The sequence below is a fragment of the Neomoorella carbonis genome (assembly GCF_045278715.1).
In the GTDB taxonomy this organism is placed as follows: Bacteria; Bacillota; DSM-521; order Neomoorellales; family Neomoorellaceae; genus Neomoorella; species Neomoorella carbonis.
In genome coordinates, this window is the sequence record NZ_CP136420.1 from 1,720,848 (window position 1) to 1,743,323 (window position 22,476).

General features: G+C 58.2%; 26 protein-coding genes and 1 pseudogene. All 27 read right to left on the reverse strand.

Features of this window, described 5'->3' with window-relative positions; genetic code table 11:
• Positions 1-63 precede the first annotated feature (63 nt).
• Positions 64-831 (reverse strand): hypothetical protein, encoded by a 768-nt coding sequence (locus MCACP_RS08920; RefSeq protein ID WP_406676437.1) that lies wholly within the window; start codon positions 829-831, stop codon positions 64-66.
• Complete coding sequence (locus tag MCACP_RS08925) at positions 828-1,712, reverse strand: type II secretion system F family protein (protein ID WP_406676438.1); 885 nt, start codon at positions 1,710-1,712, stop codon at positions 828-830. Before MCACP_RS08925 ends, MCACP_RS08920 begins: the two co-directional genes overlap by 4 nt.
• Positions 1,709-3,097 carry an ATPase, T2SS/T4P/T4SS family gene (locus tag MCACP_RS08930; protein WP_406676439.1) on the reverse strand — a complete coding sequence of 463 codons (1,389 nt, stop codon included), beginning with the start codon at positions 3,095-3,097 and terminating at the stop codon, positions 1,709-1,711. Before MCACP_RS08930 ends, MCACP_RS08925 begins: the two co-directional genes overlap by 4 nt.
• The gene (gene cpaB / locus MCACP_RS08935; protein WP_406676440.1) at positions 3,024-3,776 is read right to left on the reverse strand and encodes a Flp pilus assembly protein CpaB; all 753 of its coding nucleotides are present in this window, start codon (positions 3,774-3,776) and stop codon (positions 3,024-3,026) included. Before cpaB ends, MCACP_RS08930 begins: the two co-directional genes overlap by 74 nt.
• Before the next feature lie 217 nt (positions 3,777-3,993).
• Positions 3,994-4,515 (reverse strand): A24 family peptidase, encoded by a 522-nt coding sequence (locus MCACP_RS08940; protein ID WP_406676441.1) that lies wholly within the window; start codon positions 4,513-4,515, stop codon positions 3,994-3,996.
• Positions 4,516-4,524: 9 nt separating this feature from the next.
• Complete coding sequence (locus MCACP_RS08945; protein ID WP_406676442.1) at positions 4,525-5,583, reverse strand: hypothetical protein; 1,059 nt, start codon at positions 5,581-5,583, stop codon at positions 4,525-4,527.
• Positions 5,584-5,600: 17 nt separating this feature from the next.
• Complete coding sequence (locus tag MCACP_RS08950; RefSeq protein WP_406676443.1) at positions 5,601-6,200, reverse strand: stage II sporulation protein M; 600 nt, start codon at positions 6,198-6,200, stop codon at positions 5,601-5,603.
• A gap of 142 nt (positions 6,201-6,342) precedes the next feature.
• Positions 6,343-7,248, reverse strand: coding sequence for an AAA family ATPase (locus tag MCACP_RS08955; protein ID WP_406676444.1), 906 nt, complete (start codon positions 7,246-7,248; stop codon positions 6,343-6,345).
• Between the two features lie 12 nt (positions 7,249-7,260).
• Entirely contained in the window at positions 7,261-8,661 is a 1,401-nt protein-coding gene (locus tag MCACP_RS08960) for an AAA family ATPase (RefSeq protein WP_406676445.1), read from the reverse strand.
• 234 nt (positions 8,662-8,895) lie between these two features.
• Entirely contained in the window at positions 8,896-9,156 is a 261-nt protein-coding gene (locus tag MCACP_RS08965; protein WP_406676446.1) for a hypothetical protein, read from the reverse strand.
• A gap of 157 nt (positions 9,157-9,313) precedes the next feature.
• Positions 9,314-9,934, reverse strand: coding sequence for a GGDEF domain-containing protein (locus tag MCACP_RS08970; protein ID WP_406676447.1), 621 nt, complete (start codon positions 9,932-9,934; stop codon positions 9,314-9,316).
• Positions 9,927-10,499 (reverse strand): SAF domain-containing protein, encoded by a 573-nt coding sequence (locus tag MCACP_RS08975; RefSeq protein ID WP_406676448.1) that lies wholly within the window; start codon positions 10,497-10,499, stop codon positions 9,927-9,929. Before MCACP_RS08975 ends, MCACP_RS08970 begins: the two co-directional genes overlap by 8 nt.
• Complete coding sequence (locus MCACP_RS08980) at positions 10,483-11,157, reverse strand: hypothetical protein (protein ID WP_406676449.1); 675 nt, start codon at positions 11,155-11,157, stop codon at positions 10,483-10,485. The genes MCACP_RS08975 and MCACP_RS08980 overlap by 17 nt, the downstream gene beginning before the upstream one ends.
• A gap of 11 nt (positions 11,158-11,168) precedes the next feature.
• Positions 11,169-11,582 carry a hypothetical protein gene (locus MCACP_RS08985; protein WP_406676450.1) on the reverse strand — a complete coding sequence of 138 codons (414 nt, stop codon included), beginning with the start codon at positions 11,580-11,582 and terminating at the stop codon, positions 11,169-11,171.
• A gap of 20 nt (positions 11,583-11,602) precedes the next feature.
• On the reverse strand, positions 11,603-11,800 hold the full coding sequence (locus tag MCACP_RS08990) for a hypothetical protein (protein ID WP_406676451.1): 198 nt from the start codon (positions 11,798-11,800) through the stop codon (positions 11,603-11,605).
• A 31-nt stretch (positions 11,801-11,831) separates the two neighbouring features.
• Positions 11,832-12,356, reverse strand: coding sequence for a hypothetical protein (locus MCACP_RS08995; protein ID WP_406676452.1), 525 nt, complete (start codon positions 12,354-12,356; stop codon positions 11,832-11,834).
• An 89-nt stretch (positions 12,357-12,445) separates the two neighbouring features.
• Positions 12,446-13,255 carry a hypothetical protein gene (locus MCACP_RS09000; protein ID WP_406676453.1) on the reverse strand — a complete coding sequence of 270 codons (810 nt, stop codon included), beginning with the start codon at positions 13,253-13,255 and terminating at the stop codon, positions 12,446-12,448.
• A 14-nt stretch (positions 13,256-13,269) separates the two neighbouring features.
• Complete coding sequence (locus MCACP_RS09005) at positions 13,270-13,959, reverse strand: type II secretion system F family protein (protein ID WP_406676454.1); 690 nt, start codon at positions 13,957-13,959, stop codon at positions 13,270-13,272.
• Between the two features lie 92 nt (positions 13,960-14,051).
• A complete protein-coding gene (locus MCACP_RS09010) occupies positions 14,052-15,371 on the reverse strand; it encodes an ATPase, T2SS/T4P/T4SS family (RefSeq protein WP_406676455.1) in 1,320 nt (439 codons plus the stop codon).
• A gap of 89 nt (positions 15,372-15,460) precedes the next feature.
• Positions 15,461-16,192: a hypothetical protein gene (locus tag MCACP_RS09015; protein ID WP_406676456.1), complete on the reverse strand. Its 732-nt coding sequence runs from the start codon at positions 16,190-16,192 to the stop codon at positions 15,461-15,463.
• Positions 16,177-16,524 (reverse strand): hypothetical protein, encoded by a 348-nt coding sequence (locus MCACP_RS09020; protein WP_406676457.1) that lies wholly within the window; start codon positions 16,522-16,524, stop codon positions 16,177-16,179. The genes MCACP_RS09015 and MCACP_RS09020 overlap by 16 nt, the downstream gene beginning before the upstream one ends.
• Before the next feature lie 72 nt (positions 16,525-16,596).
• Positions 16,597-18,186 (reverse strand): hypothetical protein, encoded by a 1,590-nt coding sequence (locus tag MCACP_RS09025; RefSeq protein ID WP_406676458.1) that lies wholly within the window; start codon positions 18,184-18,186, stop codon positions 16,597-16,599.
• 249 nt (positions 18,187-18,435) lie between these two features.
• Positions 18,436-19,455 carry an S-layer homology domain-containing protein gene (locus tag MCACP_RS09030; protein WP_406676459.1) on the reverse strand — a complete coding sequence of 340 codons (1,020 nt, stop codon included), beginning with the start codon at positions 19,453-19,455 and terminating at the stop codon, positions 18,436-18,438.
• Positions 19,456-19,611: 156 nt separating this feature from the next.
• Positions 19,612-20,139: a hypothetical protein gene (locus MCACP_RS09035; protein ID WP_406676460.1), complete on the reverse strand. Its 528-nt coding sequence runs from the start codon at positions 20,137-20,139 to the stop codon at positions 19,612-19,614.
• Between the two features lie 123 nt (positions 20,140-20,262).
• A complete protein-coding gene (gene sigK / locus MCACP_RS09040; RefSeq protein ID WP_406676461.1) occupies positions 20,263-20,943 on the reverse strand; it encodes an RNA polymerase sporulation sigma factor SigK in 681 nt (226 codons plus the stop codon).
• Between the two features lie 97 nt (positions 20,944-21,040).
• Complete coding sequence (locus MCACP_RS09045; protein ID WP_406676462.1) at positions 21,041-21,817, reverse strand: IclR family transcriptional regulator; 777 nt, start codon at positions 21,815-21,817, stop codon at positions 21,041-21,043.
• Between the two features lie 257 nt (positions 21,818-22,074).
• A pseudogene (locus tag MCACP_RS09050) lies at positions 22,075-22,467 on the reverse strand (mannonate dehydratase); the annotation flags it as partial.
• Positions 22,468-22,476 lie beyond the last annotated feature (9 nt).

The window sequence follows — 22,476 nt, forward strand, 5'->3', positions numbered from 1 at the left end:
CAATGGATGCTCAAACCCACGTTCGTCCCGAAATAACTTTCTTGCAACCCCTCACCTTTCCGGCTAAAAGAAGGAAATGGCATCCTTCAACACCCCGGCCACGCGGTAAAGCAGGGGCCCCACAATGAGCCCCACGGCAGCCGCCAGGGGCAGGGCGCGGTACAGGGTGAAGTACAGCGGCCTCTTCGCGATGTTTACCTCCGCGGCAAGCTGCCGCAGGCGCTCCAGGTTGTACGCTTCCCGCTGCATCACTCCCTCAAGGTTTTTTAACCCCACCCGATCCACCTGGCCCAAAAGGGACACCAGGATCTCGGCCTCCGGTATGTTCAGGTTTTTTCTCAGCACCTCCAGGGCGCGCCTGGGGCCCGCCGGCCAGCAGGCCAGGCACTCCCCCACGGCCCGCCGCAGACGCGGGGTAAGCAAAGCGGCCGCCCGCATGGCCTGCGGCAGGGCGTAGCCCGCCCGCATGTAAAGCTCTACCGCCTCGAAAAGCACCGTCAGTTCCCGGATGGCGGCCGCCCTGTCGCTTCCCTCTTTGAGCTTGAACGTCATTCTGGTAATAATAAGGCCCACGGCTCCGCCCAGGGTGACCAGCAGGGCCAACACCGGCGGCCTCGCGCCCCATCCCAGGAGAAGCATCCCCGCCATCCCGGCCAGGACGGCCGCCGTTTCTCTAACACTTCTGGGGTCAGACGGTTTTCTGGGCTTTTTCACCCTCTCCTCCGGACGGTCCCGCCGGGTAGAAGAAAGCAGCTTTACGGCCATGAGCGTCCAGGCCCCGGCGGCCAGCCCAAGGCCGGCGGCGGCCAGGAAAACCGACCAGGCCTTCATACTTCCACCTTCCCCATGAGGCGGTCCATGACCACCCAGACTATGACGGATAGGAAACAGAGGGCCACCACTATCCTCCCGGCCACGGTACCCGCCAGGAACTCGTAGGTTTCCGGGACTGTAGCCCGCATCACCAGGTAGGCAGGCACCATGGCGAACAGCATAATCCAGGAAAGCAGCCGGTCGGCGTAGAGCTCGCTCCTGTTTTTCCGGATCAGCTCAAGCTGGACGGCCATCCTGGTTACCAGCTCGCCGAAAAGGGGCGCCACCGAAGAATCCCTGCGGGCGGCCATGAGCAGCTGGACGAACATCCTGCCCGGCCCGAAGTCAAGGCGAACCATAAGGTCCGAAAGCACGTCGTCCAGGGATTTACCCAAAGAGACGGCCCGGTAGGTGTCCCTGAAGACCGCCCCCAGGGGGTCCGGCACCCGCGCGGCCACCTCTCCCAGGGCTTTCCCAATCTGCGGCGTCTGGGTGAACTCGGCGGCAAAAATCCTAACGGCCGTGGCCATCTGCTCCAGCATCTTGAGCTTGCGGCCTTCCATGCGCTGGAGTATGAACTGGTCGGGAAGGAGGACGGCCGCCGTGGCCATGAGAAGTGCGGCGACAAAGTTTTTGAATACGAACAGCCCGATATAGAGAGAAACCAGCACGGCCAGGGTAACGCCCGCCGTGTAGAAGCGGCCGCGGAACCTGACCCCGGCGGCTTCAAGCTTTTGCTCGGTGGCTTCGGCCCAGGCGTCCAGGGACTCCCGGGGGATGAGGGAAGAAAGCTGCCTGGCCGCCTTCCGGTAGTTCACCAGCCGTATCAGGAGCAGCATCCCGGCCCCGGCGGCCAGGCCGGTCCCGAAAGCGAAACCAAGGACAGAAAGGCGGGTCATAGCTCAAACCCCACCCTTCTCCAGTCGTCGTCCGTGACGCCGTAACGGAACGTCTTAAACCGCAGCTCCGGGCTCGGGGGATTGACCAGCCTCCAAGTACCTTCCCCCAGGTAGTCCCGGCCAGCGGGCTCCCAGCGCACCAGATCCGTACAAACAACCTTGCGATCCTGGATACCCAGCTCGGTAATGCTGATCAGCTTCTTAATGCCGCGGTCGCTGTCGTTCATCATTTGCACCACCACATCGAAGGCCGCCGCAACTCGCAGCATAGCCGTCTCGAAGGATACATGCAGGCCCTCTTCCTCGAACATCATGGCTATGCCTTCTACAGCTTCACGTGGGCTATTGAAGTGGCCGGTAGCCATAGCGCCGCGGATGCCACGGGTACAGGCGTTTATGGCCTCAACAGCCTCGCCCTTGCCCCGGAACTCCTCTACGATCACCACGTCGGGCGACTCCCGCAACGTCGCCTCAAAAATTTCCTGCATACCCGTACCCACTTCCGGGTGAGCCTCAAACTCCACGATGTTCCTGTCAGGGTATTCCCCCCTGAGTTTTAGCTCCAGGTCCTTGCCGATAACGACAATGCGGACTCGCCGGGCCATTTCGCCCACCAGCTTCCGCAACAGAGATGTCTTGCCACTGCGGGGATTGCCAGAAAAAAGGATGTTGGCCCGACCGCGGGCTAAAAGGCGCAAAATTTCCCACACCTGGCGGTTCAAAGTCCCCAGCTTCTCCAGGTTCTCCACGCTCATGTCCACGGTGTGGTGCTTCCTTAACACGAAAGTCCATGTATCCGTCACCGGATAACAGGTGGCCGTAAGGCGGGAGCCGTCCTTCCGCACACTTTCCACTATGGGATTGGACCTGTCCAGGGAAGCGCCCATGTCGTGCATGATCATGCGCTTGATGACGGCCTCCACCCTATCAGGGGTGTCAAAGCTCACATTGACCCGCTCATGCCTGCCCAGGCGGTCCACAAAGATATCCCCCGGCCCGTTGACCTGGATCTCGTTTACCTCCGGGTCGCGGTACAGGTCTTCCACCACGTCCAAACCCCAAACGCGGGCGTAAATAAGGCGGGCCGCCTCTTCCAGCGAAAAACCCGCCACTTCCTTCCTGCCCGCCTCCAGGGCCTGCCGGATGAGCGCCCGGGCCTCCAGGTGCATACCCGGCTCTCCGGCCATGGCGCGATGCAGTATTTCCTGCTTGCGGGCCACTTCCCCCTCCGGCCCCCTGGCCAGGGCCTGCTGCACGTATTCCATGGCCTGTTCCAGGGTTAGGACTTCTTCCCGTGGTTCCTCAACAACGTCACTTTCCCGGGCCGGCTGGGCCAGCAGGAGCTTCAGGCGGGCTATTGCCCTGTCCGCCAGCGACAGCGCCAACCTGCCCACCTCCCTCCTTGAACTTCCTCACCAGGGCTATGCACGTGTTGTTCTGCGCCGCGCCGGGGATTATGGACTTTACTTCTCCGGCCTTCACGGCCAGCACAGCGATGGCCGGGGCCCTGGCCGCCGTCCCCTGCACGGCCGCCGCTACCAGGCCCTGGCCGGTGTCTACCGGCTGGCCGTTTTTGTCCAGGACACTCACTACCCTGGCGTCCTGCGCCACCAGGGTGGCCCCCGTCCCCGGCGCCCAGGCGGTCTTCTCGGCGGGCTGTATCCAGTAAACGTCCACCAGGTCGCCCGGCCTGGCCCCGCCCAGACGGGAAGAATCAACATTGACAGATACTAGCTGCACGTCCAGGCTCCCTGGGTCTTTAAGGTCGCTGACCCTCAAGGGATAATCTTTCGGCACCCCCCTGGACAGAACCTTGCCCACAGCCTCGGCCGGATTCTCTATCGCACCCGGCAGCTCGGACGGGAAAGTGCTCCAGCTCAAATCCTGCGCCTGGACCAGGGTATACGGCGGCAGGTCGCGGGCCGCGACAGGGAGCTTAACCCCTGCCTGGGAGGAGGCCTCCCCTTTGATGGCCCTGAAGCTGAAGGCCGCCACCCCCAGGCCGACCCCCACGGCCAGAAGGTAAGGCCACGTCCGTTTTAGAAGGAGAAAACGCAGAGCCAAACCATCACCACCTCGCAATTCGGGTATAAAAAATAGCCATGCAGGCTAATTTGCTAAACCTCTGTTCTTGAGGAACGAAAACAACAGGCATATAACCAAAAAACCGGCCCCCAGCAAAATAAGGATATTTGTTGCTGTTTCTAGCCCTATTTCCGGAAAACGAAATGTTTTTCTGGGTTTTTGATACACCACCCCGAACATCTCCCCGGATGCTTTTTCAATACCGCACATACCACGCCGCTGCCGTCATCACCCACACCCCGGCGGCCAGGCAGGCCGCGAAGGGAATGGCCTCCCGCGTCACGCCTTCCTCCGGCATCTTTACCAGGAGAGGCTGCCTGACCCCGGTAAAGATAGAACCGCACCAGTAAAGGAGATACAGGAGTTTCTGTTTCAACAGGCCCAGCCTGGCCAGTTTGACCGTCGCCCACGCCGCCCCGATCAGGCTGGCTACCGCAAAGACCATCAACCCGCCGTACACCCCGGCCCAGGCCCCTATGGCGGCCATGAACTTGACGTCCCCGCCGCCCATGCCGCCGGTGGCGGCCATAGCGACGCCTATAACGAACCATACCAGCGCGCCTAAAAAACCGCCCCACCAGTCACCCGCCCAGGCCCGGTATACAAGCCCGGCAAGTATCAACGGCACCGTGAGGCAGTTCGGCACCCGCATGGTAAGAAAATCATACACGCCGCAGGCCGTCGCCAGGACCAAAAATAAAACTACAGGCCACTCCATAAATCTCTCTTAAGGCTCCCCCTTCCCGATTTCCCTCAATACCGCAGCTTTGCCGTTGACCGTTTTCGCCTTTCCATCTTCTAGCGATAAAAGGGCCGGGAGGCCTCCGCCCGGGCTTTCCCGGCTTATATAGAACTCGATACCCGACAGCCCAACTTCTGCCAACTCTCCGGCCGAGCGAGAAACGTCCACGGGTGTGAAACACACGGCCACAGGATAGGGCCTCCTTTCCGGCGGCAAACCGGCCAATTCCTTCAAGACCTCCCGACACACCGGGCACCACCAGGCAAAGTAGAGGACGGGCCGCCGCGAGAGTTCGAGTTCCGCCTGCCTGCCGTCGGCGGTCTTAACGACCACCGAAGGCCCTTTCACCGCCGGATCTTTTACGTCTTTTTGGGGTTCGGAGACAAAGCTGTTCTGGGGCACGGCGGCTTCCACGCTTTTCGTGACGGTTTGAGCTTTACTCGCGTAAGAATTGTAAACCTGCGACCGGCTTTGCTTCGCCTGCCCAACATCGGCAGCCATTTGGCCTTCCGGCGTTTTTTCTTTATCGGCAGAAGCAGGACCTTTGGGTGTTTTCTCTACTGCTTCACCGCCCTCCGCTACCGGAACGGCTTCTGCCGCAGGCAAGCCGTCATCATGCAGCACGGGCCGGAAAACAGAAGGGTTATATGCCAGGAACCCAACGGCGGCCAGCATTACGACCGCGGCCAGGGCAAGAAGGACCGGGTAACGCCTGTTGCCCCGGGCAAAAGAAAGGGAAACCGCCAGGGCAGCCTCGACACCGAAAAAAGAAGCGCAGGCCGGGCAGAGGTAGCCCGAACCCCTCCAGGCCAGGGCGAGAAAGAAAGCGTGAAACGCGGCCAGAAAAGAGGCCCCGGTCAAGACAAACCGCCTCTCCACGCCTCCAAAACAGAGCGCGGCCGTAAAGGTATAGGCCGCGGCGCCCCACAGCAGAAGTGGCCTCCCGAGCAAAAGGCCGGAGTCGCAGTAGGGGTCAAAGCCGACGTACCATAAAAACAGGGAACCCAGGGCCAGGGCAAAATAAACAAACCCGGCTAACGCCACGCTTTATCCCCTCCCCGTCAGACCCACAGCATTGCCATGATAACCGGAGATATGTACGCCTCAACCAGCGCAGCCACCACCAACAAGGGGAATACGGGCTGCAAAAAGAACACCATCCTGTCCTTGAAACTGCTCCCCGGCTGGCAGAACGCCAGGGCACTGGCCATTACCAGGGCCGCGAACTCAAAAACCCCGTGGGGCAGTATCCCGCCCAGGAGGGCCTTCAGGGGCACGCCGGCTCTGGCAAACAGAAGCACGCTCCAGGAAAGCACGGCGCCGTTGAGCAGGAGTATCACGGCAGGGAAAAGGGCTACCGAGAGGTCCGTCACCTTTGACAAGCAGGCGGCCAGGCGGGACCGGAAGAAACTCCCTTTAAGCCGGGCGTAAGAAGGCCCGGCGGCTAGCACCAGGAACAGCACCAGGGAGTTTTTGGCAAGAACCAGGGCCGCAAAGGCAAGCGCACCAGGCCGGACCGCCTGCGCCGAATCTATTACCCTGTTCAGCACGGGCGCGGCGAGCCGGGCCATGTGGGCGGGGAACGCCACCCCCAGCACCCCTCCCAGGCAAAGAAGAAAAAGGGCCAGCCCGCAGGCCGCACCCCACGCCAGCTTCTGCAAAGCTCCAGCTCCTTTCTCCAGCTTATCAGCCCCTATTTTCGCCCGTATTTTTGTGGGGGGTATAATATATATATTCCTTTTCGGTTTGCACCCCTTGCACCAAAAATATGGGGCTTACAGGGGTATTCTTTTGCCATTACTATCATCGCCCGAACAGCCGCCGCAGTATCCCGCCCTTTTGATTCGCCGAACCCTCATACATTGCATCCCGGACTTCAACAAGCGCCCGCATAAAAGGGCCGTTCAAAGAGAAGACCTGCCCCCGGCGCAGGCCCCGCGCAAGCTCCGGGTCGGCAGGGACGGCAAATTCCCGGAAAGACAGGACTTCAGAAATTGGGCCGCCTCCTCCGCTGCCCCGGTTGCACAGCAAGAATACTTCTTTGCCTTTTAAGTCCACCCCCGCCAGCCGGGCCAGCAGGCGCGACTTCTCCCCATCTTCACCGCCCGTGACCAGGAGGAGCGTGTTGGCGCTCTCCAGGACTCCCTGCACCGGCGGCCCCTCCGCATTGGGCAGGTCGCAGATAATAACGTCGTAGGCAGGCCGGGCGGAATTTACCGCCCGGGCAAGAACGTCCTGCGGCAGCTCGTCGATCTCACTGCGGTTCCTGGGGGCCTGGAGAACGTCCAGGTTGGACTCCGCGTTTACGACGGCGCCCGCGATGCCCCCGTACTCGAACGCCTTGATATGGGGGTACTCCGGCAGGTCCAGGACGAAGGAAATGTCGCCTATCCCCGCCTCGAAAGAGCAGTCAACCAGAAGGACCCGCATCAGGTCTTTCAAAAGCCAGGCCAGGCCCAGGGCTACGGTAGTAGCGCCCACCCCGCCTCTTGCCCGCCAGACGGCTATCACCCTTTGCCGGTAGGCGACCCTCGCGGAGCTTACCTGCACCACCGCAGGAGCCCCGGAAGCGCCGGGCACCTCCTGTACCTGCGCCTTGCCGTCCAGGATGTCCTGCACGGTTTCAACCGGAATTTTCAAGGCCGCGGATATGGCTTCCGCGTCCAGGTACTCGGCCATGCGCTTTACCTTTTCCTCTAAACCGCCCATAACACCACCAGCCTACTTCTTTTTCCAGCCGAAAAAGCGGAAGAAGGCCTTCTTTTCTCCTTCCGGCTTCCTGTACGTATACCCCGCGGCCGCAGCGATCTCTCCCGCCAGGGCGTGCCACTGGCTGTAGGCGTCCTCCAGGCCCACAACCTCGCCCTTGTAGCCCCTCTGCACGTAAGCCTCCCACTCTTCCGGGATTACCGCCGCCACTTTGGGCAGGAGCTTCGCGGGAACGTCCTTCTTGAACCCGGAGCAGAAGTGCTTCTCCACCACTTTCACGTTGTGGAGCTTGGGGCTGAAGCGGTTTAAAACTATGCTTATCTTCTCCGGCGTCACGCCCATGGCCAGAAGGCAGGGAGCGTAGGCGGCGGTTTCCTGCTCGCTCAATTTTGACTGGTCCACCACGGCCAGCACCCTGTCGGCCAGGGGGAACACTTCCTCCAGCCATGGCTTGGTCCAGAACTCCGGGGGAGTGTCGGCAAACAGCACCGGGAACCTGGAAAGCAGGTGCCGCGCCACGGTGGCGATTTCTCCCGGCTCGAAGGCGGGCACGGTCCTGTCCATGGGGCCGGGCAGGACGTAGAGGTTTTCTTCCGCCTTAACGAGCAGGCCTTCGGCTATTTCGGGCCGGAAAGACCCTTTGGCCAGCGCCTCTATCCCGGCCACACCCAATAAATCAAAGAAGGAAGCCACGTCCGGGGCGCCGAAGTCCAGGTCCCACAAAACGACAGGGATCCCCGCCCGGGCCAGGGCAACAGAAAGGGTCACCGCCACGGTGGTCTTGCCCACGCCTCCCTTGTTGGCGGCGGTGAGGACAAAGACCCCTCGCCCCCCTGCACGGGGGTAAACACGGGCCTCCCGGACGGGCTTCGCAGGAAACGGACGGGCCGCGGGCCGCTCAAACGCCGGTCCGGGCGGAGATCCCCCGGCAGGACCGGGCGAACCGGCATAGCGGCCCAGGAGCTCGTCCAGGTAGTCGGCGTTCCTCCGGGGCTCCTGCCTTTCACCAGGGGAAAACGCCTGCGGCCGTGCCGGTTGCGGCGGCTGGAAAGGCGGCAGCTCCTTATACGCGGCGCCCGCCAAAGGCGCGGCTTCCGGCGGCTCCGGGACGTATTCCTCCTTCTCTTCCGCTTCCGGCCCCGGCGGACCGGTTTTTTCCTCATCGGTCATCAAAACCGACAACTCGTCGTCCTCCCGCGCGTATTTGAGGGCGGCGAGGATGTTGTATGGCCTGTCGCCCGGGAGTTTGCCCGTGACGATGTTGTTGAGTCCCGCCTCTTTCGCCGCCCGCACGAACGCCTTCCCTTTTTCATCCATGTTGCCGGCCAGGAGGACTATATGGCTTGCCGGGAAAAGCAAAGGCAGGCGCTGCAATAAGACACGCGTATCTTCCCCGGGGAGAAATCGGCTCACGACCACGACATCCGGTCTGTCCGGGCTGAAAGCATATAGGTCTTTCGCGGAAGTGCATACTTGAAACTCCCAATCGGGGAAAAGCCCCGTCTTAATTAAATCCTGTTTTATCAAGTCGGCAGACTCTTTTTCGGCGGCTATAACGCAAAAAGGCACTCAACCACCCCCGTTCAAAGGCAAGTCGCTATGTAAGGAAATGCCCCGCCGTCTCTGGCTGCCCCTAGCCTGAGGATCTTACTTCGCTTCGCTCAAACCGACCAGCTCTCGAATTCTCTCAGCCGCCACGGCAACAAGCCAATTATCCAGCTTGCTCGCGAGCTTATCGAGTTCTTGAACCAGAAAGGCATCGGAACTATAGAGCTTTTGTTTCCACCTTACAGGTCCGCATCTTTTCTCGCATACACCTTGCTCCTCGCACTCTTGGCAGCAGGCAAGCTCTTCCTGCCCGCAGTCCGGACAGTCCGGGTTTTCGCATAGAAGGATAATGTCTCTCACACGGATCCCTCCTACTGCTCGTTTCTAACTACTACTTCGGAAGCGGCAGCATAAGCCAGATCCCGTACCTTAACCAATCCCGCAGGCGCATACTATCGGTCTCCAACCTCGCTCTTAACCCGTCCAACAGCCAGAGCCAGAAACGTTCATACATGCGTTATGCCTCCCCCTCCTGCGATTTCCTTTCGGCGCAGAAACCCCGGTTGCGGCCGGCCTCCTTCGCCCGGTAGAGGGCCGCGTCCGCGGCCTTGACGGCTTCCTCAGCCGTCGGCCCATCCAGGGGAAAGACGGCGCAGCCGAAGGAGCACGTCACGGAAAGCTCTTTCCCCTCCACAAAAAAGGGCGCGCCGGACACAGCCAGGCGCACCCTCTCGCCGATTTCCCATACCTTTTCTTTCTCGGCCGCCAGCACCAGGACCGCAAATTCCTCCCCGCCGTACCTGGCCGCAAAGTCGATGCTCTTGATAGAGGAGCGCAGGCGGGATGCGAATATTTTCAGCACCGTATCTCCGGTGTGGTGACCGTAAGTGTCATTTATCTTCTTGAAGTGGTCGATGTCAAACAATATCACCCCGAAGGCGGCGCACCGGCGGCAGGCTTCTCCCGCCGCCGCCTCCAGCGCCGCGTTGAAAGCCCGCCGGTTGGGCAGGCCGGTGAGGAAGTCTACGTGCTTTTCCTCTAGCGGCGGCCAGGATATCTGTAGAGGCTGGAAGCCTTCCCCGCCGAAGAAGGACAGAGGAGAAAGGGATTGCCACGGGCCGAAGGACAGCTTACGCACCGGGGACCGCACTCCTGGCGAGATATACCGCCTTTGCGGAAGCGTACTGCACCACCTGCGAAGCCACCTCTTTTGGCACCTCCAGGCCGACGGAAGCAGGGGCCCTGCTCGCGGGAACCGGGGAAACGCCGCCTCCCTTGCCCGGCTCTATCTCCGAGCCGTCCTGGTTGAGACTATGCAGCACCCTTACCCCTTGGGCGAGAAGCCTCGTATTCGTACCGTTGGGATTCTTCTCCACGGCAAAAACGTCCACCACATCCCCGGCCACCACGGCAGCGGAACTCGAAAGGTCAACAGGCACGAAAACAGTAATGTAACCGTCCTTGAGGCCTTTTCTTTCTTTAACGGCGTCCTTCCAGACGTACTGGCCTTTAACCATAGAGACGGCGGCCACCTTGCCGGCAACTTCATCCATGGATGTCGCCATGCCCTCGGCGGCCTGGGCCGGAACAGAAGCCGTCTCAACCATCTCCGGCTTTATCTCCGTACCGGCGGGTATGAACTGCGCCGCCCGCACCACGGTAACGCCTTTGCTCACCTGCCTGTATTTAGCGTTGGCCCCCATGGTGACCAACCCCGTGAACAGGAGGGCCAGAAGGAAAGAAATGATTATCCCTGTTTTCCTGCTCAAAAGCGCACCTCCCGAAAAAATATTCCCGGTCTTCCCCGGTCCACACCAGCGCCCCACGCCGGACAGGAAAGGCGGCAAAACGGCGGACCGGCCCCCAGCCGCCCTTCTCCCATACGGCCTCCCCTAACCTCTGCTTCTGCCTGATGTATCGCCGGAAAGCGGACGGCACGGGGGCCCGCGTTTCCCAGATAATGAGCGTCCCGGGTTCCAGTCCTCCCGCCAGGAGCGAGAGGTCGGAAGCCAGCAGGCCGGTAAACTCAGCCAGCCGGTACTTCCTGGAGGCGGCTATATGCAGCTCGAAGGCCCGCCGGTTCTTTCCCGGCTTCAGCTTCGCGCCGGAAAAGAAAAGCACTGCCCGGGCCAGCAGGGAACTGATGGGCACCAGGACCAGCAGCCTGAAACCCGCCTCCCTGCTGGCCTCCCGCCAGCGTGGGATATGCGCCAAGTGGTACCAGAAAAGATAACCGGCGCACAGGAGCATCCCGGCAAAACACACCGCTATGAAGGGACGGTACTGCACCGCCCCTTTCAGGGAAACGCCGGCGGCCGCACCAAACAGGAGATAGAAAACAGAAAGCAAAAACCGCAGCATAACCGTATCCCCTACGGCGAAGTATAGGTGAGGCCCGACATCGTGCCGGGTATGTAGGCGCTCACCGAAGTTCCCTTCCCTGTCACCGGCACCTCAAAGGGCGGAAAGAACTTCCCCGCGGCAAAACGGAAAGGATAGGTTATCTCGCAGGTGACAACGGTCCCCCAGGGCACGGGCGCGCCTGGGGCCGAAACCTTGACCTGGGCCTTGGCGCGGTCCATCTTCATCTGGCTCATAAAGTTTTTGAGCTGGGCGTCAATATCTGTGGTGTAGCCCCCGTACCTGCTCATACCCGCGGCCACAAACTGGGCCTCGGACTGGAGGGCATACCACTGGGAAATCATGCCGATAAAGACGGCACCGCACACGGCGAAGAGTATGAGCACAAAGAGGACCCCGAAAAGGGAGATCACCCTGTCAAGCATTTAGAAGCCACCGCCCCAGGCTAGAAACCAAACTGGCCGCGTATCCAGCTGGTGGCCGCGTTCCAGAAGTCCCTGGTCGTCTGGGGGGCAAGGACCATGAGCGCCACAACCACCAGGGCCGCAACTATAGCCAGGCCCAGAACCGTAGTCAGTTCCGGAAGACTCCCTTTTTCCTCCTTGATAATATCGACTGCGCTATCCAGGTATTTTTTTAACATGGCGTCAACCTCCATTCGTTTTAGTAGCTTTTTAGAGTTCAACCCGCCCGGCGGGCTGGTAGCACCGCATCTGCACGTCCAAAAACTGCGACCCTACAAAAGGTACATTGCTCACCAGGATGGGTACTTTCAGGGTGGCCATAAACCCCGGCACGGACGCCCGGCCGCCGGGAATGGGGTCGCCGGGCTTGACATACCGGAAATCCTCAAGGGTTGCCGCCGCCTTAATTGGAGAAAACCCCGAAGGCACAAAACTGCTGCCGTTAAAGGTGGTCCCTGTCATCCGGCTGAAAGCCAGGGTGAAATACTGCCGCGCCAGGGTTTCAGCGCTTTCCAGGTTGCCCCCGGCATCCCGGCTGGCAGCCCTGCCCGCGAAGTCAATCGCTTCGCCCACCATCTGGTACACCACGTCGGCGTTCTTCTTGGCCCCGAAGGCCATGCCCGTCAGCACGGCGAAGACGGACAGGGCCACGACCGTGAAAAGCGACAGCATATAGATTTCCAGGAAGCCGCGCCGGTCCTTCACAACAGCCAGCGCTTTACGGTAGCCAGCCACCACCGGGCTCCCAAGACTACCAGCGCCACCAGCGCGGAAATCAACACCAGCGCAAAAGCCTTTCGCACTCTCACCCCCTCCCTTCTCCTTCATATCCCGAACCCCCCGGCGATCTTCTGGGCCATGAACTTCATGGCCGGGTAGCCGAAAACCAGGACCGCGCCCAAAAGTCCCAGTACGGCCACCAGGGCGAAGAAGGAAGCCCGGGCTGCCGTAGCCCTACCTGCCGCTTCTTCCCGGAGCATGGCCAACTGCCCGACCAGGTCGTCAAAGATGGTGGCATCCACCCGCACGTCCCAGGCCGATGACAGCCGGAAGGCCACGGCGTCCACCAGGGGGTGCTTCACCTTCCCCGCCAGCTCGTCCATGGCCGTCCGCACCTCGGCCTTCCTGGCTATGCGGCTCAGGGCGTTTTCCAATAGGCCCCGCAGGGGTTCAGGAATGAAAGGCAGGGAAAGGAACAGGGCCTCCCGGGGAGTGACCGCCCCGGTCTCCAAGTAGACGGGGACGAAGTTGAACAGGTTGGGTACCCCCGCCAGCACTTTGGCCTGCCAGCGGCGAAATTCGGTATCCACGGCATTGGCGGCAAGAAACATGCCCAGGAGAAAGAGTACCGCAGCCGGCACCAGGGCGAACACCCCCAGGAATTTGACCCCGATCAGGAAACCCAAGAGGGCCAGCCCGGCACCGATCAAAGCGCCGCTCCGCATGAGCTCCTGCACCTTCCTGCCCGCGGCCTCCATGCGCGCCGCCCTGTCCGGTGTCACCAGGCTTTTTTCCAGCCTCTCCCTCACGGAATCGACGGCGCCCGCCGCGACCGACACGCCCTCCCTGTCGGGGCAGATGAGCAGGTAGAGAAAGACAAAAGCCGTCACAAAAAGCCCCAGAGACGCAAGCATCCTGCCACCCCCTCCTACATCGCGTCCGGGCTCCCGGCCTTGACGGCCAGGAAGACCATGCCGACTATTATCGCCGAAGCCGCGGCCAGGACCAGCCTGCCGCCGCCCTCGAAGTAGCCGGGCCACAAGAGGACGCCGCCCAGAAAGCCCACTAAGAGCAGGGTTATCACTACAACGGCGGCCACCTTTGGCTCGAAAGTCTCCTTGCGCCTTTCCGCCAGCAGCCGGTCCCGCTGCTGGAGGGCAGTCCCCAGGCGCTTCAAGCCTTTGGCCGCGGCATTGGGACCGCCGGCCCGGTCGGCGGCGGCCAGCACGGCGGCCACGGCCTCGAACTCGGGCAGGCCGTACTTCTTCGCCAGGTCGCCGAAGGACCGGGAATAGGGCTTGCCCTGCATCTCCCTTTGGCCCATCATGTCCCGAAATTCCCCGGCAAAGGGCTCCGGCATCCTATCGGTCATGACCTTCATCACTTCGCTAGCCGTCTGCCCGGCGGCAAACATTCCCGCCGCGGCCACAACAAAGCTCTTTGCCATCTCCCTGGGTTTCGCACGCCGCTTTTCTGCGGCCAATCCCACAATCCAGCCGGGCAAAAACCATCCTAGGACGGCCCAGGGCACCCCCCCTAAAGCAGTGCGGCACATTGCAGTACCCAAAACGAAGAAAACTGCGGCGAAGGCCCCGGGGAGGAGCTTATCCCTGGCCATTCGCTTGAACCCAGTCTTTTCAGGGAACTCCCCACCGGTAAGAAAGTAAAACAATAGGAACAGCGACAAGAAAAGAACTATCGACAGCAACCCTACGCCTCGCCTCCTTCCGCATAAAAATGCTTCTCATGCACCTGCTGGTATTCCGGCTTAACCTCCGCGCCTCGGAAGGCCAGCCGGCCAAGCCTTTCCGGCGTCACGGGAGCCTCATACACCCACCGCCGGACTTTCCCCCGCGTCCTGGCAAACTCCCCTTCATCAAACCGGAGAATGGTCCGGTAGCCTTCAGCCGTCACCTCCACAATGCTCATCAGGGTGCGCTTCCCGTCATAGCTCTTGTCCAGGAAGACCAGGAAGTGGAACATGGCCCGCAGCTGCTCGTCGACGTACTCCTTTGGCAGGGACATGCCGCCCCGGGAGAACATCTTGGGCAGACGGGACCTGAGCTCGTCCACTCCCCCGGCGTGGCCGGTGGTCCAATAACCGCCGCTGATAGACTCGGCGATCTCAGATGCGGCTACCACCTCCCCGCCGCGGATCTCGCCGACTATGGCCCGGTCCGGGTTGGAACGGTTGATGACCTCGCATATCCTGGCCAGGTCCACTAATTTCTGGCCGCCGTAAGTCACCTCCACCATGTTGACGCAGTTAGGAAGGCTGGGCAGGGAAAGCTCGAAACTGGTCTCGCCTATTATCACCCTCTCGTCGGAAGCGATCTGCTCGCCCAGGCTCCGCAGGACCGTCGTCTTACCGGAGTCCGTGCGCCCGAAAACTCCCAGGTTGGCATGGCCCTTAACTATCAGGTCAACCAGAAGATCGGCAGCGAACTGCGGCATCATGCCGCTTTTGACCAAAACGGACAGCGGCAGCGGCGGCCGCGTCAGGGGCGACTTCCTTATGGTTAGGGCTGTGCCGAGAGGGCTGGCCTTAAAACCTATGACCGAAAGTCTCGACCCGTCCCGCAGCCAGGCGTCAACGATGGGTGAATCGGCAGTAAAGGGCCGGCCGGCGTCCTCGCAGATTTTCTGGGCGAACCTGGTGACTTCTTCGTTGGTCTTGAAGTAGACGCCGGACGCCGGATACTGCCTGCCGCGCATGCCGTAGAAGACCCTCGGCCCCTGGGACGTGGGGTTAACAGCTACCTCCGTTATTTCTTCCGCCCCCGGGCCGGTAAAAAAGTCTCGCAGGGGGCCGTAGCCCGTCATCTGCCCCATTATGACCCGCACGGCATCTTCCTTTTCGTCCGGCGTCAGGTCCTTACAGGTAAAGACGGCGTTCTTCACCAATGCTTCCGCATCAAGCCGGGCGCCGCCGTCCAGGGTGCCGCCAGAAAACAGTTCCGGGTGCTCCCGCGTGAGCTGCCTGGCGATATCCTCGATTATCGCCTCCTTCTCCCTCTCGATTTTTTCCAACCAGTTGTGCGTAGCGAATTCCAGCGGAATAGAAACCACCTCCCGTAAAAAAGGAAAGCCGCCCCGGGTAGGGCGGCAGTCACACGGCTTTAACCTGCATTGGAAGACCTGTCAAACAGTCGCTGTTCTACTTCTTCCCCATAGCCAGGATGCACAAGGTTGAGAAAATTTTTTGTCACCGGATCAAGGGCATGTGTTGCAAGGGCAAGCCCGGGATTCATGTATCGTACAGTAATAATGCGGTCCTTCGGAATCCAGGTGACACTTTGAGGATCATCCATACCGGCTACCAGCAATCCTCCCTTGGATCCCCAACTCGCCTTTAAGACTTCCCCCTGCACAGGAGTGCTCGTTCCTTCTACCAAAACGGTAACTATAGGACGTTTCTGAATAACCCTATAGCACAACAATACTTCCCACATAATATTCTCGCGGGGCGAAACCTCAAACTGTTTTCCCGCCATGAAGTTTCGCCATACTATGCTCTGCTTGATAGCCCGGGCGCTCCGCGTATCCAAAAACAGTTGTATGGCTCCCAACACGCTGGCTAATACCGAAAAACCGCACATGGCCAACCAGAAGAAACGCTGGATGGCCTGCAAATCACCCGAAAACATGAGTAAGACTTCGCCTGCTTTATCGTGGAAGAGAAGGAAAATAAGTATAATACCTACAGCAAAATTTACGACGCCCCGGGAGAAAACCAGCGTAAAGTTTCTCTTGCCTTCCTCCGCGACACCCGAAGCCCAGGTAAACATATACCCGGGAACAACAATAAGGCAAAGAAAAAGAGCGACGGGAAGTGTCAGTCCCTGTACCATCTATCGAACCTCCTGAAGTCAAAGTACCGGCCAACCCTCTCTCGTATAGTGGGCAAGCTCATTTTCGACGTTTCCCCAGGAATTTCCTTCATTGTTAAAGCTTTTAAACGAAACCATACAACCAGTAATACTGTAACAGTAAGGACCGCCGCCAGCACCAAGCCTAGGGCCATCGAACCGATAAGGGTGAGAATTGAAATCAGGGCAGTATAGGTTTCGGCCTCGTCGGAGAATGCAATAGATAAAAAAAAGTAAAGACCTAAAAGCGGTCCTAAAATTATTACGATGAATAATTGGTTATAAAGAAACTCTTTAAAGTCCTTGCAATTCATACATCAACCCCCCATAAAAAAGAAAGGCCGCCCCGAAAAGAGGCGGCTTCTCCATGCCAGTCAAAAATGCGCTTATAAGATATTTATCCCCGTACCGTTTACCAGCAGTTTTCCGCCGACCGTCCGGCTGTCAGATCCCTTCGCCTGCACGGTATAGCACCCGTCTTCATCGCATACAGTGTATTCGTACTCATACTCTACCGTGTACTCCGCCGTTATGGCGTACTCCGTCGGCGGCGGAGCCATCTTGTTGGTCAGCATATCGAAGATAGGTGCTCCGGCCAGGCTCCAGTCTTCCTCAAATTCTGCCGTGGCTTTGACGCTTTCAGTGTCCGGATCAAGCCGTCCGCTCGAATATTTCATGTCCACCGTCGTCGTCCCCACCGGCTCTACCGGGTGCCCAAAGGTGAAGTCCGGGTTCCTCCTGGGGTACGTTATCGTCGCGCTCTCTACCCGCCACCACAACAAATGGCCCCGCGGCGGTGTGGGTTTCGGTATCTTCAAAGTCGCCTCTATCACATCGGCGTATTTCGCCGTCCCCGGCGGCCGGTCTTCAGGCGGCACGTAGTTCCCCCGGATGTCCTGCCCGCCGCGGCTGTGGGCGTAAAGGGTCAGCTCGGCATCGCCAGACGGTAGGGGCAGTTCGAGCGGCTTAACCGTCACGTCCACGTAGTTGTCGCTGTAGTCGTCCTCAAGAAGCGTCTCGTTCGGATTGACCTTCACCCGCACCGTGTAGGGCTGATCCTCCACCTTGAACTTCAGAGTCACAGGAGCCTTCCCCCAGGCGGGGAGCTTCAGCCCGTCCACGGCTATCTGGTACCTGTCCTGCCCTTCCCTTTTCGTGCCGACCTGGGTGGTGACGTCCACCCGGACCTCGCTGGTAACCTCGAAGGTGAGTTCCTTCTCCTCGCCAGGCGTGCCGGTAACTTCAGTCGGCCCGGTGAGCTTCAGGTTGCACCACCCGGTTATGCTGCCTATCAGGCCGGGGACGGAACCGGGGTCTTTGTTTTCAAGCTGCACGGACCACTCCCGGCCCCGGTAAAAGCCCCTGCCGGAAGGGTTGTCCTCGTCATAGTAGGGAGATATGGACGCCGCTATGTCGTAGTTTACGTTCTGGGATGGCCCGGGGTTCAAGAACATGCTGTAGAAATACAGGGCGCCGTGGTCATAGGCGTTCATGGCCCGGTAATACTGCCTGCCCGTGGAGGCCGTCACCGGCGCCCCCAACCAGGCCCCGTATTTTTGGGCCAGCGACTGGTTCACGCCCACGCCCTGCTGGAGGAAGGACTCCCTGGATGGGACGGGCATCTCCATGAGCACCGCGGGCGCGGCGTCGCCGCCCCAGGTCATGTTGCTGTCGTGGACCCTCACCAGCCCCGTCACCAGGTTCCTGCTTTCAGCCGTCTTCAGGGCCTTTTCGTCCACCGGGACGGCCACCATGTTTTTCCCGGAAGCCGCCGCCAGCCGCATGTCGGGATTGTAGGGAATGTAGAGCTCGTTCAAGCCAAAACGGGTATCGGGCTTCACCCACTCGTCCTTGCTCCAGAGCTCGCCCCATACCAAGGTGGCGCTGTCCAGGTAGTACCTGCTCTTTTCCGTGTCAAACTTCACCGCCTCCCGGTCGTACAGCACCACCGGCACCTGGCGGATGTAATACTGCATCCCGGGAGGGGCGTCGACGTCGTGGGGGTCAACGTTCTGGCCTCCACCTTCATCACCCCACCATGAAGCATAACTAGGCGCTCCAGCCGTTAGTATGCCTGCCAGCAGAACAAAAGACACAAAAATAGCCCGTATAAAGGGCCATTTTGCACTGGCAGGTAGAAATACCTTTGCCAGATAAGAAGCCCCCCTTGCACCAAACAAGAGGGGCCTTAAAATTGATTTCAGCACAGCCAGTCCACCCCCAAACTAGAACAGCGGAGTCATGCCGAGCATCTTCCGCCATTCGTTGACATAGTAAATGTCGTTCTCCTTATTCCCGGCGCCCTGGGTCATCATCCAGCGGCCGTCTATCTTGCGAAGGCGGGAAACAACAGGCCTAGAAAGCCCTAAATCAACGCTCACACTCTCGCAGACCACATAAGCTATCCCCTTGTGCTTCTCTACTACCCGGATGTTCCGGCCATCCACGCGAGAAGTTCTAGCTCCTCTTTCAAAGCCAGCCATCATATCATGCATCCCTTTTATGAAATATTCTTTGGTTACCCGTTTATAGGGTAGAAGCTCATAGGCATTTGGATTCACTTTTCTATTTTCTTCCATATAACGTATACCGGCATTCACATCTTCCAGAGCCTCTCTAAACGCCTGAATTATCTCCTCATCGCTCGGCAAATCCACATTTATGTTCTTCGCCACCCGGAGAAGGATGACTATAGCCTGCCCGCGGTTCATAAGCTCGCTGGCGCCCAGGAGCTTCTTCTCAGCGTCCACGCCGTACATCATCCCGGTCTGGCGGGCGTAGGTGGCTTCCGGGTCCTGGGTGTCGGTGAAATACTCGTTGGGATCCTTCACAGGTATGTTGAAGGCCTTCGCCAGCCTGCCCAGCCACCTGGCGGCCTCCAGGCGGGTAATAGGCGCATCCCAGTCGCCCGACTTATCGGGGATAACCCCCGCCGCGATCAGGCCGTTGACAGCACCGTCGTACCAGTTCGGCCCGGGCTGGCCCGAAATGTCCGCAGCGCGGGCCAGGACGGCCGCAAACTCCGCGCGAGTGATGTTGTTGGACAGGCGGAGAGTAGAGTCCGGATAGCCAACGTAAAGCTCAAAGTCAATGGCTTCAATGATGTCCGTCTTGCCCCAGGCGAAGTCAGTGTCAATGTCCTTCTTGTCCCAGAAACGGTACTCCATCTCGGCATGGGCGGGAAGGGCTTGGGCAAAAAGCAAGATCAGGGCAAGTAAAGCAGTCAATACGGTAAATTTCTTCACGGTAGAAATCCCTCCTTGATGATTTTGGTTTTACCAAAAAATCCCGGCAATCACAACGATATGCGCGTACCTTCTGATGATCACCCCCAGGAAAGAAAAAATCCGGCATAAAGCGGACTGAAAAAGGAAAAACCCGTCCGGCTTACAAGAACGGGTTCATTTCGGAGCCGTATAATATATCGCTACAACAATACCTGCTGCACCAACCAGCACCGCAAAAAATGTCCCTATCGCCGCCCAGATGACGTTATTTAACTTCCCGTCAATATGCCTTATATCATCCTTCACTTCCTGCCGCAGAGTATCTATTTCCTGCTTTATCTCTTGCCGCACGCCATTTATTTCCTGCTTCATCTCCTGGCGCAGACTATTATTTTCCTGCTTCATCTCTTGCCGCAGGACGTTAACGTCCTGCTTAATTTCCTGGCGCAGGCCGTTAACGTCCTGCTTAATCTCTTGACGCAGGCCGTTAACCTCTTGCTTAATCTCCTGGCGCAGATCCTCTTTTACTTCCATCATTTGCTGCTGGAGATCGCTTATCTGCTTTTGGAGATCGCTTTTGATGCTCCCTATCCTGTCCAGGAGAAGGTAAAAACCGAAGTCCACGGTTTTTTCTTCCCCTGCGGAAACCTCTTTCCTGCCTTTTTCGATTTCCTTTATGATATCTTCCGGCACGGCAGCCACCCCTTTTCCCTCCCTTGCCAATATCTTACCGCAATCATAATAAACCGTCCAGTTAAAAAATATAGCGCGGCCAAGACCGCGCCAACAGGGAAACCTATTGAAACTATTTGGTTTTTGCAGGTATTAGGAAGTTGTATGTATATGAGCAGGCTTCTCGATCCTGGAAACATAGGAGCGAGAAATGCCCATTTTACGGGCTATGTCCCGCTGGGTACGCCGCAGGCCCTGGAATAGCCCGAAACGCATGGCCAGGACTTTTTTCTCCCGGGGTGTTAAAACATTTACCTTTTGCATAACCCGTTGACGTTCGTAAGAAGTTTCCACCATTTCCGCGACATCCTGATCTGAACCCAAAACATCAATCAAAGCGATTTCATTTCCTTCTTTATCAGTACCGATGGGGTCATAGAGGGAAACTTCGCCGCGGGTCTTTTTCGTGGCACGTAAGTGCATGAGGATCTCATTTTCAATGCAGCGGGCAGCATAGGTAGCCAGCTTGGTACCTTTATTCATATTATAAGTATTAATTGCTTTGATGAGGCCAACGGTACCAATGGAAATCAGGTCGTCGTTATCCTCACCGGTATTCTCAAATTTTTTTGTTATGTGGGCCACCAAACGCAAATTATGCTCAATTAAAATATTGCGGGCCTTCTGATCCCCCTGCCGCCATAGTTCCAGGTACTTTTGCTCTTCTTCTTCACTTAATGGCTGAGGAAAGGCATTATTGGTAATGTAAGACAGGAGCAGGCTAACGCCCTTTAAAACAGAAAGAGCAACCAAAGCAATAAAGCCGGCTTCCATACTCCATACCTCCCGGGATGGATAGCGTTACCCTTTATATATATGGAAGCGCGGCTTGATAAGTGCTTGTCCGGAAAGGTAATATATTTCCTGGCGATTACTGTTCCTGCTTATAGCCAAGGCGGCGCGATATTTCCTCGCCGGCCTGGCGCACAAGCTTGCCAAGCTCGGGTACTCGCTCCAGGGTGACATGCAGGGTCGGGCCGGAAATACTAAGGGCTGCAACTACCTGCCCACGGTAATCAAAAATGGGCGCGCCGACGCAGCGTATCCCTTCCTCGTTTTCGCCATCATCTATAGCGTAGCCGCATTCCCGTACTCGGGCCAGTTCCGTCTGCAAAGCTGCCATGGTAGTAATCGTCCGGGGCGTAAACCGAGGCAAGCCCTTGCTGACAATTATCTTTTCTACTTCTTCCGGCGGCAGGAAGGCCAGGATGGCCTTACCTACAGCCGTCGAATGGAGGGCCACCCGGCGACCAATCTGGGAATACATGCGGATGGTACGGTTGCCTTCTACTTTATCAATATAGACGGCTTCATTACCATCCCTTACTACCATATGCGCCACTTCCTGGCTCCTGGCTGCCAGTTCCTTAAGGTACGGGTGGGCAACGGCCCGGACATCTAGCCTTTCCAGGAGGCTGCCACTTAGCTCTAGGATTTTTAATCCAAGGATGTATTTCCCTGTTACCGGTTCCTGGTCAACATAGCCATAAGCCTTAAGGGTAGTCAGCATGCGATAGACGGTACTTTTATTGAGGCCCAGCCGGCGGCTGAGGTCGCTCAAACCTATACCTTCACCGGCCGCTGCCAGTGCTGCTAATATTTTAAGACCCTTCTCCAGGGACAGGACGTAACCTTCATTTTGGGGCAAAGCCATTCACTCCAGAAACAAAAATTCCTTATATATTTTAGCACCATATCGCGTGGGGGAGTATCTATCTTGTTCTGGGAGAATTTTTTCTCTCACTTTTTTCCGGGATGAGGTAAATGTTGGAAGTTAAAAGAGTATAAAAATAGGGCTGCCCCAATAGTTTGCGGACAGCCCCTTATGTGCTTCTTTGCAGCAGTACCTTGGCTAGATCATTATTTGAGGAAAGAAAAATAATTTTTGCTGGTCTGTTAAAAAGCCTAATCAAAAGAACATCTCTTTTTCATTTTATCAATAGCTTCCCATAAGCCGTTCAAGTAGGCGATTCCCAATGCCCTGTCATACAGGCCGTAATCCGGTCTGCCTACTTCCCCCCAGATCATTCGTCCATGGTCCGGCCTGATATATCCCTGGAAATTAATGTCATGATATGCCTTCATAATCTCAAACATATCCAAAGAGCCGTCAGCAGATAAATGGGAAGCCTCGTCAAAGTTGCGGGGTGAATGGATCTTGATATTCCTTACATGTCCGAAATGTATCCTTCCTTTAGCGCCGAAATGGCGTATAAGAGCCGGAATATCGTTGTCCGGATTTGCCCCGAGACTGCCGCTACACAGCGTAATGCCGTTGTAAGGGCTGTCCACAACCTTAACACGAGA

Coding starts and splice junctions, on each gene's coding strand:
- MCACP_RS08920 (WP_406676437.1), bottom strand. CDS start 831: ATGAAGGCCTGGTCGGTTTTCCTGGCCGCCGCCGGCCTTGGGCTGGCC.
- MCACP_RS08925 (WP_406676438.1), bottom strand. CDS start 1,712: ATGACCCGCCTTTCTGTCCTTGGTTTCGCTTTCGGGACCGGCCTGGCC.
- MCACP_RS08940 (WP_406676441.1), bottom strand. CDS start 4,515: ATGGAGTGGCCTGTAGTTTTATTTTTGGTCCTGGCGACGGCCTGCGGC.
- MCACP_RS08955 (WP_406676444.1), bottom strand. CDS start 7,248: ATGGGCGGTTTAGAGGAAAAGGTAAAGCGCATGGCCGAGTACCTGGAC.
- MCACP_RS08975 (WP_406676448.1), bottom strand. CDS start 10,499: ATGGGGGCCAACGCTAAATACAGGCAGGTGAGCAAAGGCGTTACCGTG.
- MCACP_RS08980 (WP_406676449.1), bottom strand. CDS start 11,157: ATGCTGCGGTTTTTGCTTTCTGTTTTCTATCTCCTGTTTGGTGCGGCC.
- MCACP_RS08985 (WP_406676450.1), bottom strand. CDS start 11,582: ATGCTTGACAGGGTGATCTCCCTTTTCGGGGTCCTCTTTGTGCTCATA.
- MCACP_RS08990 (WP_406676451.1), bottom strand. CDS start 11,800: ATGTTAAAAAAATACCTGGATAGCGCAGTCGATATTATCAAGGAGGAA.
- MCACP_RS09000 (WP_406676453.1), bottom strand. CDS start 13,255: ATGCTTGCGTCTCTGGGGCTTTTTGTGACGGCTTTTGTCTTTCTCTAC.
- MCACP_RS09005 (WP_406676454.1), bottom strand. CDS start 13,959: ATGGCCAGGGATAAGCTCCTCCCCGGGGCCTTCGCCGCAGTTTTCTTC.
- MCACP_RS09015 (WP_406676456.1), bottom strand. CDS start 16,192: ATGGTACAGGGACTGACACTTCCCGTCGCTCTTTTTCTTTGCCTTATT.
- MCACP_RS09020 (WP_406676457.1), bottom strand. CDS start 16,524: ATGAATTGCAAGGACTTTAAAGAGTTTCTTTATAACCAATTATTCATC.
- MCACP_RS09025 (WP_406676458.1), bottom strand. CDS start 18,186: ATGCAGTATTACATCCGCCAGGTGCCGGTGGTGCTGTACGACCGGGAG.
- sigK (WP_406676461.1), bottom strand. CDS start 20,943: ATGGAAGCCGGCTTTATTGCTTTGGTTGCTCTTTCTGTTTTAAAGGGC.